General features: G+C 42.9%; 15 protein-coding genes and 1 riboswitch. Of the genes, 8 read left to right on the forward strand and 7 right to left on the reverse strand.

The window, feature by feature from the left end; all coding sequences use genetic code 11:
* Window positions 1-69 precede the first annotated feature (69 nt).
* On the forward strand, window positions 70-234 hold the full coding sequence (locus QVC79_RS01040) for a hypothetical protein (protein ID WP_158571875.1): 165 nt from the start codon (window positions 70-72) through the stop codon (window positions 232-234).
* 18 nt (window positions 235-252) lie between these two features.
* Here the strand turns inward: QVC79_RS01040 and QVC79_RS01045 are convergent, their stop codons facing one another.
* Window positions 253-1,587 (reverse strand): ATP-binding protein, encoded by a 1,335-nt coding sequence (locus tag QVC79_RS01045; RefSeq protein ID WP_270595180.1) that lies wholly within the window; start codon window positions 1,585-1,587, stop codon window positions 253-255.
* Between the two features lie 246 nt (window positions 1,588-1,833).
* Between QVC79_RS01045 and QVC79_RS01050 the strand changes: the two genes are divergently transcribed.
* A complete protein-coding gene (locus tag QVC79_RS01050) occupies window positions 1,834-2,379 on the forward strand; it encodes an RNA polymerase sigma factor (protein WP_270595181.1) in 546 nt (181 codons plus the stop codon).
* Between the two features lie 10 nt (window positions 2,380-2,389).
* Complete coding sequence (locus QVC79_RS01055; protein ID WP_270595182.1) at window positions 2,390-3,190, forward strand: nitrilase-related carbon-nitrogen hydrolase; 801 nt, start codon at window positions 2,390-2,392, stop codon at window positions 3,188-3,190.
* 70 nt (window positions 3,191-3,260) lie between these two features.
* On the opposite strand, the gene lepA is transcribed toward QVC79_RS01055, so the two are convergent.
* The 3 genes from lepA to QVC79_RS01070 all read right to left on the reverse strand — a co-directional run bounded on the left by lepA (window position 3,261) and on the right by QVC79_RS01070 (window position 7,627).
* Complete coding sequence (lepA, locus tag QVC79_RS01060; RefSeq protein ID WP_270595183.1) at window positions 3,261-5,048, reverse strand: translation elongation factor 4; 1,788 nt, start codon at window positions 5,046-5,048, stop codon at window positions 3,261-3,263.
* A 155-nt stretch (window positions 5,049-5,203) separates the two neighbouring features.
* Window positions 5,204-6,265: a phosphate ABC transporter substrate-binding protein PstS gene (gene pstS / locus QVC79_RS01065; protein WP_270595184.1), complete on the reverse strand. Its 1,062-nt coding sequence runs from the start codon at window positions 6,263-6,265 to the stop codon at window positions 5,204-5,206.
* Window positions 6,266-6,433: 168 nt separating this feature from the next.
* Entirely contained in the window at window positions 6,434-7,627 is a 1,194-nt protein-coding gene (locus tag QVC79_RS01070) for a uracil-xanthine permease family protein (RefSeq protein WP_124315822.1), read from the reverse strand.
* A 112-nt stretch (window positions 7,628-7,739) separates the two neighbouring features.
* Here QVC79_RS01070 and QVC79_RS01075 point away from each other — a divergent pair, with 112 nt between their 5' ends.
* The 5 genes from QVC79_RS01075 to QVC79_RS01095 all read left to right on the forward strand — a co-directional run bounded on the left by QVC79_RS01075 (window position 7,740) and on the right by QVC79_RS01095 (window position 11,722).
* Window positions 7,740-8,618, forward strand: coding sequence for a YicC/YloC family endoribonuclease (locus tag QVC79_RS01075; RefSeq protein ID WP_124315823.1), 879 nt, complete (start codon window positions 7,740-7,742; stop codon window positions 8,616-8,618).
* Window positions 8,619-8,665: 47 nt separating this feature from the next.
* Entirely contained in the window at window positions 8,666-9,010 is a 345-nt protein-coding gene (locus tag QVC79_RS01080; protein ID WP_118304547.1) for a four helix bundle protein, read from the forward strand.
* A 39-nt stretch (window positions 9,011-9,049) separates the two neighbouring features.
* On the forward strand, window positions 9,050-9,613 hold the full coding sequence (gmk, locus tag QVC79_RS01085; protein ID WP_124315824.1) for a guanylate kinase: 564 nt from the start codon (window positions 9,050-9,052) through the stop codon (window positions 9,611-9,613).
* A gap of 4 nt (window positions 9,614-9,617) precedes the next feature.
* A complete protein-coding gene (gene nadD / locus QVC79_RS01090; RefSeq protein WP_270595185.1) occupies window positions 9,618-10,214 on the forward strand; it encodes a nicotinate (nicotinamide) nucleotide adenylyltransferase in 597 nt (198 codons plus the stop codon).
* 158 nt (window positions 10,215-10,372) lie between these two features.
* Window positions 10,373-10,555: riboswitch (cobalamin riboswitch) on the reverse strand.
* A gap of 255 nt (window positions 10,556-10,810) precedes the next feature.
* Complete coding sequence (locus QVC79_RS01095; protein ID WP_270595186.1) at window positions 10,811-11,722, forward strand: YitT family protein; 912 nt, start codon at window positions 10,811-10,813, stop codon at window positions 11,720-11,722.
* 65 nt (window positions 11,723-11,787) lie between these two features.
* Here QVC79_RS01095 and QVC79_RS01100 read toward each other — a convergent pair whose 3' ends face one another.
* The 3 genes from QVC79_RS01100 to QVC79_RS01110 form a co-directional block, all read right to left on the reverse strand.
* Window positions 11,788-12,084, reverse strand: a complete 297-nt coding sequence (locus tag QVC79_RS01100; protein WP_124316264.1) for a PG0541 family transporter-associated protein — start codon at window positions 12,082-12,084, stop codon at window positions 11,788-11,790.
* Window positions 12,085-12,152: 68 nt separating this feature from the next.
* Window positions 12,153-15,308, reverse strand: coding sequence for an efflux RND transporter permease subunit (locus QVC79_RS01105; protein WP_124316265.1), 3,156 nt, complete (start codon window positions 15,306-15,308; stop codon window positions 12,153-12,155).
* Between the two features lie 57 nt (window positions 15,309-15,365).
* On the reverse strand, window positions 15,366-16,403 hold the full coding sequence (locus tag QVC79_RS01110; protein ID WP_151411883.1) for an efflux RND transporter periplasmic adaptor subunit: 1,038 nt from the start codon (window positions 16,401-16,403) through the stop codon (window positions 15,366-15,368).
* Between the last annotated feature and the right edge of the window lie 16 nt (window positions 16,404-16,419).

Genomic DNA, 16,419 nt, shown 5'->3' on the forward strand with positions numbered 1-16,419 from the left:
GGCAGAGGATCCATGCCGGGGACGTGAAACCCATTCTAAATTCTAAACTTTAAATTTTAAACTATCAAAATGGGTAATTATTTTTTGATCGGAATGTTTTCGACGTTGAGTTTTAACGCCGTGTTGTCGCAGATGGCGGACAACTTGTTGGCAGGAGTTTTCAGTATCGTTGGTGGGGTGATCAGTTCGCTGGCGGTGGCGTGGGTGAAACGACGATGGGAGAGGAGGGGATAACCCCTCACTTTTGGGGTATTAAATGTTTTTTAAAATATGAGGAATTTGTCCTACCAGATAAAAGGGTAAATTAATGAGCTTGCATATTTTCCCTTTTACAGTTTGTATCGTGTCTATTGAGTAGGGGTGAGACCATACACGTATTGCAATGGTTTGTGGGGAACGTTCCAAAAACGAATGTAAAGAACGTAAGTGAGCGTTATGACCGGATTTTACCTCGATAGGATAGATCATGGAGTCTTGAACCCAGATGAAATCTACTTCTGCAGGAGATTCGCTTTTGCCCCGCACCCAAAAATTACGTTTTTGACTCACTTTGTCTGTTAATGTTAATAATTCTTGTGCCACAATATGTTCTGCAATATTCCCTCGCCAAGCATCGAGAATATCTTTTGCACCTAAAATTTCTTTTTGTACTTGTGCAGAATAGTTTACCAAACCCGTATCCAACCATATTAGTTTGGGCATTCGTTTTTGTTCAGGAATGGCGGGAACTTCCGTTGAGGTCGTGGGGTAAACGAGTTCGGTAAGCATGGCTTTTTCTAATAAACGGAAGGCTTCGCCAATTTCTCGAGCGTTATAATTTGAACCGGCAAAGCGTCCTAATGTAACGGTTTGTCCTGCCATGTTCCAGCCTTCTTTTAATAGGAAACGTACAACATCAGGCATTTGTCGTCCTTGAGTGTATTTTTCCACATCGTCTCGATAGCCTTGTAATAGTGTTTCGTATATTTTATTTAATGCCAAAATATCTCTGCGTTCAGCATAGATTTGTACGACTTCGGGCATTCCACCAATGAGCGTGTAGAGATTAAATAATCCTAAAAGACGATCATGGAAGGCGAGCGAAACCTCTGGACGCTCTAAAACAGGAAGCATGGCTTCTTCACCTGTTGCCCGTAGGAACTCTCGAAATGAACATGGGCGTAGTGCGAGATATTCTACCCGTCCGACGGGGAAAGAAACATGAATATCAACGAGATTCTCCAATAGAGAACCAGCGGCAATTACATGAATTTCCGGTAATTCTTCATAAAAATAACGCAATAAAGATACAGCTTTTGCTGAATTTTGAATTTCATCAATAAATATTAATATATTTCCAGCTTGCTTGATCTTTCCACAGTGAGCAAAGATAAAGGGAAGTAGATCTTTGAGAGGAAGGGATAATTCAAAAATGTCTTGAGCTTCTTTTTTTTCGAGATTTAAGTAGAGGTAGTTATCAAACTCCTTTCCAAATTCGTTGATTAACGTTGTTTTGCCTACTTGTCTAGCACCTCGTAGTACTAAAGGTTTACGATGAGTGTCATTTTTCCATTGCTTTAGAGAAGCTAATATATCTCGTTCAAACATAGTTTTATTATATATTGATTTCCAGTTACAAATATATTAAATTGTTTCAAAACCTAAGCAAGTTGACCTTATTTTTGTTCCAAAACTTAAGCAAGTTGACCTTGTTTTTGTCGCAAAACCTAGGCAAGTTGACTTTGTGTTGTACCAGCTTGTACCAGCATTTACCCGAGGGTGTAATTTTTCAACAATCTAGGAAAAAATCAAAATTTTTGTGTAAATTCGCCTAAATAATCTTAGTCTTCATGCATGGAAGTTTGTCAGAATGATGATTCAGCCTTTTTGTTAATGCGTTTTAATCAACGTGACACTTCGGCTTTTGCCATGATTTACACGAAGTTTTTCACGGAACTCCATGTTTATGCTAATCGTTTGTACGCAAACACGTCCGAGTCTGCTGAAGATGCGGTGCAGGAGGCATTTTGCTATTTGTGGGAACGGCATGATGTTATTTTTGACAGTTTGACGAAGATAAAAGCGTTTTTGTTTGTTGCGATAAAAAATAGGTACAAGAATCACGTGAGTCATTTGGGTGTGGAGCAGAAATACAGGGATGTACTGGAACGAGAGGCCTCTTTCGTTGAGGACATTCTGGAAAGCGAGCTGGCAACTTCCCTGTTGGAATACGTGGAGCGTATCCCGGACCCGGAGGGGCAGGTGATGAAACTTTACCTGACAGGATTGGATGCAGAGGCAATTGCCGATAATATGCAGTTGAGCATACGAACGGTGTACAACGTGAAATCGAGGGCTGTCGGGATGTTGAAAAAATTCTTTTCGTTGAGTAATGAATAATATTTTGAAGATGAAGGTATTTTACGGAATGTTATGTTTCTTGTTTGCATTGTCATTGACCGGGAAGGCACAGGATTCGGTGAAGGTGGCGCTCGTACAGGCGCACTTGATATGGGGGGATGTGAAGTCTAATCTATGGGCTTTTGATAAGCGGGTGCCTTTGTGTAAGGGTGCCGATGTGATTGTATTTCCGGAGCTTTTCACTTCCGGGTGTGAGATGAAGAAACGGGATAAAGAAGAGGCAGTGCGTTCGAAAGATGAGGTGGCTTCCTATTACCCGATAGTGATCAAGCGGATGAAGAAATGGGCGAGGCGCTCCGGGGCATTGGTGATCGGTTCCACGATTTACAAAGAGAATGGGAAATATTATAACCGGTTATTGGCTGTTTATCCGGATGGGAAATACGAATATTACGACAAGCATAATTGTTTTAAAAAAGGTAGTTTCTCGCCCGGAGACCGTCATCTGACACTGGAATGGAAGGGGATACGTTTCTCAACTTATATCTGTTATGATTTGCGCTTTCCGGAGTGGAGTAGGAATCAGGGCGAATATGATGTTGCCATTTACATCGCGAACTGGCCGGAATCCCGGCAAGATGATTGGAATCGACTTTTGCGGGAACGAGCTATTGAAAACGAGGCGTACGTTGTGGCCGTTAATTGTGCCGGGACAGACTTAACAGGACTTGTTTACCGGGGAGAGAGTTGCGTGATCGCTCCTGACGGAGAAGTAAGGGCGAGATGCAGGGATTATTGGGATGATGTCGTGGTTCATAAAGTTTGTAAGGTTCATAAGGTTATAAAGTAGCTTAAGGGGCATACAAATAAAGCGTCCTTGGGGGACGCTTACTTTATAAACTTTACAGACCTTACAAACTTTAATCCAATTTCAGCACGGCAAGGAATGCTTTTTGCGGGACCTCGACGTTCCCGATTTGTTTCATTCGTTTCTTCCCTTTTTTCTGTTTTTCCAGTAGTTTACGTTTACGGGAAATATCACCACCGTAACATTTTGCGGTTACATCCTTGCGAACGGCTTTGATGGTTTCGCGGGAAATAATCTTCGCGCCGATGGCAGCTTGGATTGCAATGTCGAATTGCTGACGGGGAATCAGTTCTTTTAATTTCTCGCAAATGCGTTTCCCGAAAGAATAAGCGTTATCAAAGTGGATTAAAGCAGAGAGGGCATCCACGGATTCGCCATTCAGCAGTATATCCAATTTCACAAGGTTAGCCCGACGATAACCGATCTGGAAATAGTCAAAAGAGGCGTAACCTTTCGTGATACTTTTCAATTTGTCGTAGAAGTCAAACACGATTTCGGCCAGTGGCATCTCGTAGTTCAACTCGATCCGCTTTCCTGTCAGGTAATGTTGCTTTATCAGCACGCCTCGTTTACCGAGACAAAGCGTCATGATCTGACCGATGTAGTCGGTAGGCGTGATGATCTGTGCTTTTATGTAAGGTTCCTCGATATAGTCCAGTACCGTGGGGGAGGGCATATCGGAGGGGTTGTGCATTTCGAAGACTTCGCCTTTCGTGGTGTGGGCGATATACATAACGTTGGGGACGGTAGTGATCACGTTCATGTCGAACTCCCGGTCCAGACGTTCCTGCACGATTTCCATGTGGAGCATCCCGAGGAACCCGCAGCGGAATCCAAATCCAAGGGCGGCTGAAGATTCCGGCTCGAAGGTTAGGGATGCATCGTTTAGCTGTAATTTCTCGATGGAGGTACGCAGGTCCTCGTAATCCTCCGAATCAATCGGATAGATTCCGGCAAAGACCATGGGTTTTACTTCCTCGAATCCCTCGATGGCGGCGGCGCATGGACGTTCCACGTGCGTGATCGTATCCCCGACTTTTACCTCGGATGAAGTTTTAATACCGGAAATAATGTATCCCACGTCTCCCGTTTTCAGTTCGTTGCGGGGTTCTTGTTCTAGGCGTAATACTCCAATTTCATCTGCATCGTATTCCTTGCCCGTACTCACGAATTTCACGATGTCACCTTTTTTCAGACTACCGTTCATGATACGGCAATAGGTGATGATTCCGCGGAAAGAGTTAAATTCCGAGTCGAACACCAAGGCCTGAAGTGGCGCGTTGGGATCGCCCGTGGGTGCGGGAATTCGTTCTACAACGGCTTCCAGTATTTTATCCACGCCCAGTCCGGTTTTTCCACTGGCTTCAATAATATCATCCCGGTCACATCCGATCAGCTCTTCAATCTGGTCCTTCACTTCTTCCGGCATGGCGTTGGGCATATCCATCTTGTTCAGGACGGGGATGATTTCCAAATTGTTGTCAATAGCAAGATAAAGGTTCGAGATGGTTTGTGCCTGAATACCTTGCGTGGCATCGACAATCAGTAGCGCACCCTCGCAGGCAGCAATGGAACGCGATACCTCGTACGAGAAGTCCACGTGTCCCGGGGTGTCTATCAAGTTTAGAACATATTTCTCTCCCTTGTAATGATAATCCATCTGTATGGCGTGGCTCTTGATGGTGATGCCTCGCTCTCGTTCCAGATCCATATCGTCAAGCACTTGTGCTTGTAAATCTTTCCCTACTACAGTTCCGGTCGTTTCCAGTAAACGGTCGGCAAGTGTACTCTTACCGTGGTCAATATGTGCGATTATACAGAAATTCCTAATGTTCTTCATCTACGAAATTTTAGATTTAGGCTGCAAAGATAATGATTTTCCGGAATTATTCATTTAGTAACCACTTCCATAGGGGAATAATAGGGTAAAAAATAACACCTCTCGTGCGAAAGGCGTTATTTTGTTTTATGGATAAAATTGGAGTGTATACTTGATTATTTCAACACGGGTTGCCCGTTGTAAGTGACTGATTTTAGTAACGCTTTTGCATTCTTTACTGCCTTTCCCGGGAGCGGGGAGTAGTTTACTTTCGTGGTTAAGGCTTGGGCCTCTGCGTCCAGCATCCAGTTCAATAGTTTCAATGTCTCTTCGGCTTGAGCTTGATTTCTATCGGCATAGGCTTGCTCCTTGTACAAGATGATCCATGTGAAACAACTGATCGGGTATGCATCCGGGGCGGTCGAATTGGTGATCATTGTACGGGTATCAGCGGGCATATCTCCTTTCGCTGCGGCTGAGATGCTTTCCGTGTTTGGGGTAATGAAGTTTCCGGCCGCATTTCTTATCTGGGCGAATTGGATTTTCATGGCAAAAGCGTATTCGGAACCCACGTAACCGATGGAACCTTCAGTTTGACTGATTACTCCGGCAACACCCGGGTTACCTTTAGCGGCCATACCTACCGGCCATTTTAATGATTTTCCGGTTCCGATCTTCTCGGCCCATTCCGGACTTACTTTGGTCATGTAGTCACTGAACACGAAAGTGGTTCCGCTGCCATCTGAACGATAGACAGGACTCATGGCTTTGTCGGGTAAGTCCACGCCGGGATTGATGGCTGCAATACGGCTGTCGTTCCATTTGGTGATTTTGCCCAAGTAAATATCGGCGATAATGTCCCCGGTTAGTTTCAAGTTGTCTACTCCCGGAAGGTTGTACGCCAACACCACGGCTCCCATGCACGTCGGGATGTGAACCACGGCCGCGGGCATTTCGCTCATTTCTTTGTCGGATAGATAGGCATCGGAACCCCCGAAATCCACGATTTTGTCTTTCAGACTACGAATACCGCCACCACTACCGATGCCTCCGTAGGTAATGGAATTGCCTGTTTTATCTTGATAGGTTTTGAATGCAAGGTTATAGAAGGGAAGAGGGAAGGTTGCCCCTGCTCCAGAGATAGATACTTTTTTAGCGGGACCGTTCACGTCATTTGTCGCGTTGCTGCTAAAAATAACAGCTAACATAAGAACTGTGGTTAAAAGTAAGTTTTTCATTTTCTATTCATTTAAATAAATTGTTTTCTTTCTTTTTTGCGATTGCAAGTTCCGCTGATTATGTGAATCTAATGTTTCAAAACGGTTATTTTTTTGTTACGCGATAGGGCATAAAGGGGTGGTGGATATGTTGATCCACAAGAGATGAGTGACGTTTGGAAGCCTGTATTATGCTTTGGATTCTTTTGTCGGTAATATCAAGTTTAAGATGACACCCAATAAGGCGGCAAGACCTATGCCGGACATGGAGAAATTACCCCATTCGAAGGCCGCCCCTCCAATACCAAAGGTTAGGATAAGAGAGACGATAATCATGTTGCGGGTGTTGGAAAGGTCAACCTTGTTCTGTATTAGGTTACTCATTCCCAAAGAGGCAATTGTTCCGAACAAGAGTAGCATGATTCCTCCCAAAACAGAGGCTGGAATGGATTTTAACAAAGCACTGATTTTACCGAAAACAGAGAAGACGATCCCCGTCACGGCAGCAATTCGAATCACGGCAGGGCTTGTCACCTTTGTTAAAGACACGGCCCCAGTAACTTCGGAATACGTGGTTACGGGAGGGCCGCCGATTAACCCGGCGAAAACACAGGCAAGACCATCACCCAGTAGTGTACGGTGTAATCCGGGGTTTTTCACGAAATCTTTACCGGCAACACTGTTCACCGCATAGACATCCCCGATGTGTTCGATGACAGGAGCGATGGCCACGGGAACCATGTAGATAATGGCTTCCCAAGAGAAATCGGGAGTTACGAATTGGGGAAGGGCAAACCAAGCGGCTTCTTTGATCGGGGTGGTGTCCACGTTATAGAAGAAAAGTGCCACGAGATATCCAACAATGATTCCGCAGAATATAGGGATTAATTTTAACAGTCCCCGGCCTTTCAGAGAGACAACGACAGCCGTGATTAGGGAGATAAGGGCCAATACCCAGTTCTCGCTTGCCATTTTTACCCCGGAGCCAGCGAGGGAAAGCCCGATTAATATGATTACCGGACCAATCACGATCGGGGGAAATAGTTTCTTGATGAAGTCGGTTCCCCGTAATTTTACCAATAAACTCATAAGCCCGTAGACCGCACCCACGGCGACCATTCCGGAAAGGACTCCGGCCATACCGTACAATTCACTGGCTTTGATGATTGGGGCGATGAATGCGAAACTACTTCCCAGAAAGATGGGAACGATGCCTTTCGTGACAAGATGGAAAATTAAGGTTCCGATTCCTGCGGTAAGAAGTGCTGTTGACGGGTCCAATCCTACAAGTAGGGGAACGAGTACAGTCGAACCGAAGGCGACGAAAAGAAATTGTACCCCGATAACTCCTTTTTGGAAGGCAGAAAGATGATTCGCATCCATGATTATGTATATTCTGATGATTTGACAAACTGAACAAAGGTAGTTATTTGGCGGGGATTTTCAAAAAAAGCCTTACTTTTGTGGTTAAATGTTTGTATTTAAAACAAGAGCTATGATAAAATCAATGACCGGTTTCGGTAAAGCAACAGTGGACTGCGGGACAAAGAAAGTGATCGTGGAGGTAAAAAGTCTGAATTCAAAACAATTGGATATTAATTTGAGGACTCCGAGTATTTACAAAGAGAAGGATATCGAGATCCGGAATATGATAAAGAACGTTCTGGAACGCGGGAAGGTGGACGTGTATATCTATTTTGATAATGCGGAGGACGAGAAAGATGTTGCCGTGAACCAATCGGTGGTAAGACAGTATTATAATCAGATGCTGGAAGTGGCGGGTTCATTAGGAGTGGAAATCAACAAGAGCGAGTTGCTGCAAACCATCATGCGTTTCCCCGACACGATGCAAGCTAAAATGGAAGAGTTGGATGAAGAAGGCTGGAATTGTTTGAGAAGTGCCATCGAGAAAGCGTTGTCGGATGTCGATGATTTCCGTATTCAAGAGGGTAAAGTTTTGATTGCAGATATTTTGAAACGGATCGAGTTGATCAAAAGCTTGTCAGGAGAAGTACCCCAGTTCGAGAAACAACGAGTGGTTACCATCAAGCAACGCTTGCAAGACAAGATGAAGGAGTGGGGAGAGATCAAAAATATTGACGAGAATAGGTTAGAGCAGGAAATTATCTATTATTTGGAGAAGTTAGATATCACGGAAGAGAAAGTCCGTTTGGCAAATCATTGTAAATATTTTGTCGAGACCGTGGAGAAAGAAGAGGCTCCGGGACGTAAACTCGGATTTATCGCCCAAGAGATCGGTCGCGAAATCAATACTATGGGTTCCAAAGCCAACGACCACGACATCCAGAAACTGGTTGTCCGCATGAAAGATGAACTGGAAAAAATAAAGGAACAGAGTCTCAATGTGCTATGATTAGGTTCGTAAAGTTCATAAAGTTTATAAGGTTCATAAAGTAAGTAATGAGAGTAGAGCGATTTGAAGATATTCTTGCTTGGCAAAGAGCTCGAGATTTGGCAAGAAGAATTTATAATCAATTTGGTTGTAGTAAAGATTATGGATTCAAAGATCAAATACAACGAGCTGCAGTATCTGTGATGAATAATATTGCAGAGGGATTTGAGCGTAAGTCCAATCTTGAATTCAAACAATTTCTTTATATTTCGAAAGGATCGTGTGGTGAAGTTCGCTCAATGCTTTATTTAGCTAAGGATGTATTGATATTAGATGAAAAGAATTTTTCCGAACTTTTGCTAGAAACAGAAATCATATCTAAAATGTTATCGAACTTTATCAAAAAGCTTTGACTTTATGAACTTTATAAACCTTATAAACTTTATAAACGGATGAAAAAGAAGGTAATCATATTTTCAGCCCCCAGCGGATCGGGGAAAAGTACGATCGTGAATTACTTGTTGGCAAAGGATTTAGGGTTGGAGTTTTCGGTATCGGCAACGTGCAGGGCGCCCCGGGGAGAGGAAAAACATGGGAAAGAGTATTATTTCTTTTCAACGGATGAGTTTAAAGAGAGAATTGAGGCGGGGGATTTCCTAGAGTGGGAAGAGGTTTATCCGGGGTGTTTCTACGGGACGTTGAAGAGTGAACTGGAGCGAATTTGGAAGGCTGGTCATGCCGTGGTGTTTGACGTGGATGTTGTTGGAGGGGTGAATATCAAGAAAATATTCGGGGATCAGGCGCTATCTGTCTTTATTAAAGCTCCTTCCGTGGAGGTCTTGCGGCAACGGTTGATCGGGCGGGGTACGGATTCGATGGAGAAGATAGAGCAACGTGTGGCTAAAGCGGAGTATGAGATGACATTTGCCGATAAATTTGACGTGGTTATCGTGAACGACAATTTGGACACAGCTTTAGCCGAAGCTGAAAAGACGGTAAGAGATTTTTTGAAATAATCGGATGGAGCAAGGTAAGGAAAAGAAAAGCGGACCTGTTATCGGGCTTTTTTTCGGATCGTTTAACCCGATTCATAACGGGCACGTGGGAATTGCTCGCTACCTGTTGGAAAAAAGGCTGTGTGCGGAAGTGTGGTTTGTGGTCAGTCCTTGTAATCCGTTTAAAGTAGATCGATTCCTTTTGCCGGAGACCGAGCGTTTCGAGATCGTGAAGGCTGCCATCAAGGGAATTCCCGGAATGAAAGCCTGTGATATCGAATTTTCGATGCCTAAACCTTCCTACACGGTGGATACCTTACGGGTTTTGTTTGATCGATATCCCGGTCAACAATTTGCTTTGATTATCGGGGGAGATAACGTACCGGATTTCTCGAAATGGAAGGATCATCGTTGGATCGAGGGACATTGTGATATTTTTGTTTATCCCCGTTCGGGCATTATAACTTCTGTTGAAGGATTTACGAGCATGACGCTCGTTGATGCCCCTTTGTTTCCATTGTCAGCTACCGAGATCCGGGAAATGATCCGAAAAGGAGATGATATTTCAAGCTTGGTTCCAAGCGAGGCGTTATCGTTGATTTGGAAATTGTATTCAAAATAAGTGAGTTAGTTACGCGATGTAAAACAAAATTGGCAGAGATATTCTACATCTCATAACAACCCACTTATTTCACAGAACAATGCTTGTTGGAAAATTTGGTAGAAGAAGATCATGTTACCATGATAAACATCTTGCCAGCTTCACTTCCCGAAAGCTACATAAACAGTTACGTGTTGGCAGGTTTTCTGACTTGTTTCCTTTTCGTCGCCTTCCCATCCATGTACAGACAGTGGCAGTAGAGACTAAAGTTTTGAAACTTACAGCTGCGGGTACAGTTCCCGATTCTCACGGGATTCCCTCGTAATGTCACGAAGAACATTACCTTTCCAATACGTTTACAAACATAAGGAAAATAATTGAAAATTGGAAATGGAGAATCGAAAATTATTCTTTTTCATGGGGTTCGTGTTTTTTCGAATAATTATGAGGTGAGTTGTATAATTATGCATGAAAAATAAAATGTAATATACAGATTATAAATGTATTATGATTAAATTTGAGAAGTCGAAAACGTTGTAAAAAGTCAAAAACAAGTTGTACTTTTGTGCGGCTAAAAATAAGCGAAATTAATTGTTAAAATAAAAATAAGTTGTAGTATGGGATTTGTAACTAAGGAGAAATTATTCTCTAAGGATTTCTTTATCACCTACGGATGGTTGTTGGGTGGTTGTTTCGTGTTTGCATTAGGGGCTGTGTTATTTGCGGAGCCTTATGGTTTTGCTCCCGGGGGAACATACGGTCTATCGATGGTATTTCATCATTTGTGGGGTTGGGAGACTGAGATCGCTGCCCTTTGTATGGATGTGCCTTTGTTGTTGTTGGGAATTTATTTCCTAGGAGGAATGTTTGGTGTGAAAACCATCATCTGTACGTTTGCTATTCCGGCATTTATGCGTTTGATTCACTATGTTTACGGTTATGATGCTTTGCTGGAACCGGGAATTACTGACCGGACGATGTTGAATGAACAATTACTGTCAGCTATTTTCGGCGGTATTGTTTATGGTATTGGTATCGGTATGATCTTCAAGGCTCGGGCTACTTCCGGGGGATCGGATATTATTTCCATGATTTTGAACAAGTATACCCATATTTCTTTGGGTACGTTGGTTATTATCGTGGATTGTACGATTACTTTGTCAACCGTGGTGGCTTTCGGAGACTGGCGTTTGCCCATGTATTCTTGGATTATCGTGTTCATCGAAGGTAAGGTGATTGACTTGATCGTGGAAGGTGCTTCTGTCCACAAGACATTGATGATCGTCACGAAAGAGATGGAAACGGTGAAAAATATCATCTTGAATGATATTAATCGTGGAGCTACGATTTTACCGGCTGTCGGTGCTTATAAGGGTGAATCTCGCGAGATTATTTACACGATTTTAACTCGTCGTGAGATGATGATCTTACGTCACAGAATTCGTGAGATTGATCCGGAGGCTTTTATAAATGTGATCGACTCCAGAGAGATATTAGGAAAAGGATTCAAGTCGTTAGATGAAGAATAAAAAAAGAGGCATTAGCCTCTTTGCGTGAAGTACATATACAAAAAAAGAGCCGAAAGGCTCTTTTTTTAATACATATCGGTAATATCCCAGACAAATGCCCGGATACCGTTTTCTTTATTCACCTCATCGAGGTTCTTGACGTATTTCAAGATCAGAGGAACCATTTCTTCCTCCACGATAGTCAAGGTTGCGGAGTTCATTTCCGGCCAAGTGTGAGTTCCCATTCTAGGTTCTCCATCCACAGTTCCTGCCCCGTTTACCAAAGGCCATTGCGTGAATCCCCGAATTTGTAATTGATCAAGGATAAAAGCAACCCGTTCGGTCAAAGCTTGGTTATATGATATAAATACTGCTTTCTTCATAATTATAGGACTTTAGATGTTAGATTTACGATGTTACATTCTACATCGTAAATCTAACTTAGTGTTACTTATTTCTTTTTCGGAAGATCTCTTTCCGGATCAAAGTCAGCCATGAACTTGAATTGTTTGCTGAGAATCTTCTTCTTGTCACGGCTACCACTCTTGTCCATTGCGGCGTAAACGGCCGGAACGATAATCATCGTGATAATCGTGGAGAATACCATACCACCGATTACAGCGATACCCATCGGTCTCCAAGTTTCAGAACCTTCGCCAACGCTGATTGCCATCGGCACCATACCTAAGATTGTGGTTAATGACGTCATCAATACCGGGCGTAAACGAGAACGACAAGCCATAGCGATTGCATCGTACAAGCGGATTCCCCGTTCACGCATCAGGTTGATAAAGTCGATTAGCACGATACCGTTCTTCGTAACGATACCAACCAGCATGACAGCTCCTAAGGCGGCAACAATACTTAATGTCGTGTTCGTGAGCAATAATGCCAAAATTACACCGGTGAATGCGAACGGGATAGCCAACATGATGATAAACGGCATCTTGAATGACTCGAACTGTGCTGCCATCACGATGTATACCAGCATCAAGGACAGGAGTAGCAACATACTCAATGAGCCGAATGATTCCTGTTGATCTTCGAAGCTACCACCGATGTACATTGTTACGTCTTGTGGAATATCTTCCATGTTATCGATAAGAGCTTGAGCAGCACCTGCTATTTCTCCCAAAGCAACACCTGCAGCCGGAGTAATCGAAACTTTTAGGATACGTTGTTTACTCTTACGCTCGATATTTGGCGGAGAGAAATATTCTTTGATTTCTCCAAGTTCTTTCAGACGTACTTTTTGTCCTTTACCATCGGTAATCAGGATGTTTTCAACATCGGTAATAGACGAACGATATTTCTCATCCAGACGAACGATAATATCATATTCTTCACCATCTTCTTTAAATTTGCTATTACGGTACCCGTAAATGCGGTTACGTAAATAGCTTCCAACATCTGCTGTACTTAACCCATGACGGGCCAATTTATCTTGATCTAGAACAATTTGTAATTCGGACTTATCTTCATCCCGGCTGATTTTGATATCTTCAGCTCCTGGAATCTTTCGAGCTTGTTCCGCAATTGTGTGAGCTAAGTTTGTAGTCGTGTTGAAATCATGTCCCATAATTTCTACGTCGACACTATTACCTCCCATTGACCCCCCACTCGATGTGGTTACCGTGTATTGGAGAATATCAGGAAAACGTTTTAAAATTCCGCGGACTTGGTCAGCGATCTCGAAAACACTGCGGCTACGTTCTTTTAAGTCGAGAGTTCTTAGACGCATGTTTAAGATGTTATTACCAGTACTGTTCATCATAGAAGCAAAAGAGGCTTCCTCTTCACTACCGTATGACAAGTTGATCAACGTGATTTCCGGGATTTCTGCACGAATGATGGAATCGATGTCCAAAGCCACTTTTTTAGTTACCTCAACTCGCTGTCCGGACTGCATCTTGGCATACACGCTCATGTAGTTCTGGTCATTCTGAGGCATGAAGTCTGTTTTGATCAATTTTGCAAGGGTTAATGATGCAAAGAACAAAGCAAACATGGAAACAATCGTAACCGTTTTGTGACGAAGAACCCAGCGGATGAGCTTTTCGTAGGCAAAATCAAGTTTATCCAACATTTTGGATACAAAATGGTAGAAACTAAATTTACCCGTATCCGTGTTATCCTGAATTTTCATCAACTGAGATGAAAGCATCGGTGTTAACGAAATAGCGGTTACCGTTGAGGTACATACGGTGATACAAACGATCCAACCTAATTGCTTGAACAGGATACCGGTCATTCCGGTTACCAATGTCAACGGGAAGAACACGGCTACAGTTACAAGGGTAGTTACAATTACAGATAACCAAACCTCGTTCGTACCGTATTTGGCTGCTTCTCTCGGACGGCTACCTCGGTCGATGTGTTTTGTGATATTTTCAAGTACTACAATCGCATCGTCCACCACCATACCGATTGCAATGGAGAGGGAGGACAACGAAATCACGTTGAGCGATTCTCCCGTTGCGAACAGGTAGATAAAGGCTACGATCAAAGAGATCGGGATGGTCAAGGCAATAATGAATGTCGCTCTCCATCGTCCCAAGAATAAGAATACGACCAAGACCACGAAGATCAAAGCGTACATTAAAGATTCCTGCAGGTTATTGATGGATTTCACGATAAAATCGGAATTATCCGAGATGATCTGGAACTTGATATCTGAAGGCAATTCTTTCATTGCTTTCTCGATCTCTTTTTTGGCTTGATTAGCCACGGCTACGGCGTTGGCATCGGTTTGTTTGGTTACCATCAAAACGCCACCATTTCCTCTATTGATCGTTTGCTCCAATGTGATATCCTTCAAGGTATCACGGACGGTTGCAACATCATGTAAATAGATGGTTTTGTTGTTTTGGGTTCCTAATACAAGGTTCTTGATTTGATCACTTTCATCAAATTCACCTTCAACACGCAACGTGTAGTCCATATCTCCCATCTTCACGTTACCGGAAGAGATATCCCGATTTTCTGTTAGGATTTTATTCCCGATTTGTTCTAGAGTTAGGTTATAAGCATCTAGTTTATTGGGATCGAGGTCTACGTAGACAACGCGTACCGGAGAACCGGCAATGTTTACAGATGCAACACCGTCTACCCGGTTCAAGCGAGTAATTAATTTATCATCTAGAATCTTGTCAATACCAGGATAGGATTCTTCAGCTGTTACTGCATAAATAAGAATCGGCATCATGGAAGTATTAAAACGCATGATCGTCGGGCGATCAATGTCATCCGGAAGATTATTCATGGCTTTATCCACGGCATCCCGTACGTCATTGGATGCTTCATCCAAATTCACTTCCCATTCAAACTCTAGTGAAATTACCGCCAAGTTATCATAAGAGGTGGAGGTCATTTCTTTTAAGTCGTCCACCGAGTTTAACTGGTCTTCCAGAATCTTCGCTACGTTCTCTTCAATATCGGCAGCGTTGGCTCCTGGATAGGTCGCCATTACCGTGATGTAAGGTGGGTCCATTTTTGGATACTGGTCCACCGGCAATTGTATATAGGAGGCAACACCCAATACCATGATGGCGAGGAAAACCATTAAGGTTGAAATGGGTTTGTTGACCGCTGTATTATATATACTCATATTTTAAATTTTAAATTTTGAATTTTAGATTTCAGGCATCAATCCGTGAATAAGTGTTTATTTGGTAATTGAAAGTGGTGAGCCATCAACCAAACGTCCTTGTCCGACAACAATTAGTTCGTCGCCTTCGTGAACTTCATCACTGATTAATTCAACCTTGTCATCAAAACGTTTGCCGAGTTTCACCCCAACGCGTTTTGCCTTACCGTCTTTGTTCAAGAACACGTAACGATCGTTAGAACCTTGTAGTTTTAACACGGCGATAGCCGGGGCAACCACGGTCTCGGTGTTACCGATAAAGAAATTGATAGTGCCATACATTCCCGGCCTCAGAGCTTCATTTTTGTTTGGGATCTTGACCTCAACGGTGAAAGTTCTGGATGCCGGATCTATACTTGGATAAACGATACTTACTTTCCCTTCGAATACTTGGTCTGGGTAAATATTATTTTTTAATTCAACTTTGGTTCCGGGTTTCACGGTCAAGTAATATTGTTCTGATAAACTTACGTAAGCTTTTACCGGATCAATCTTTTCAATGGCGATAATAGAAGGTTTGGTTGCACCACCGAAAGAAGCTCCCGTGTAAAGCTCTTTGTCCTCGAAGTATTTTCCGGTAACGACTCCATCAAAAGGAGCGAGCATTTGAGTGTTTTCCTTCAAGAATTCCACGTTAGCTTTGGCCACTTCATATTGTGTTACGGCAGCATCGTAAGCTTGTTTGGAGATACTTCCGGTTTCATTTAATTGGATGGCACGGTTATATTCTGTTTCCAAGTTTTTTAATTGAACTTCAGCCTGTACCAGTTGGGTCTTGTCCATTTCAACGAGTACTTGTCCTTTTTTGATTTGATCTCCAACTTCCACGTATATTTTTTCAATCCTTCCGGTGGCTGCAGGGGCGTAAAAAACTTGTTTATCTGCTTCCAGATTTGCGGCGTAATCCAAGGTCCTGGCAATATCCGTTTTTTCTAACTTTTGTACTTTAACGGGGATTGCTTCCACGACATCACTGTCTGTCGTCTTATCTTTTTTGCCTGAGCAACCGGCAAGGATAGCTATCGCTATAATCGATAAAATGAGATTCTTTACCATTGTATTTCTTTTTTGT

This window comes from Butyricimonas sp., assembly GCF_019423355.1.
In the GTDB taxonomy this organism is placed as follows: domain Bacteria; phylum Bacteroidota; class Bacteroidia; order Bacteroidales; family Marinifilaceae; genus Butyricimonas; species Butyricimonas faecihominis.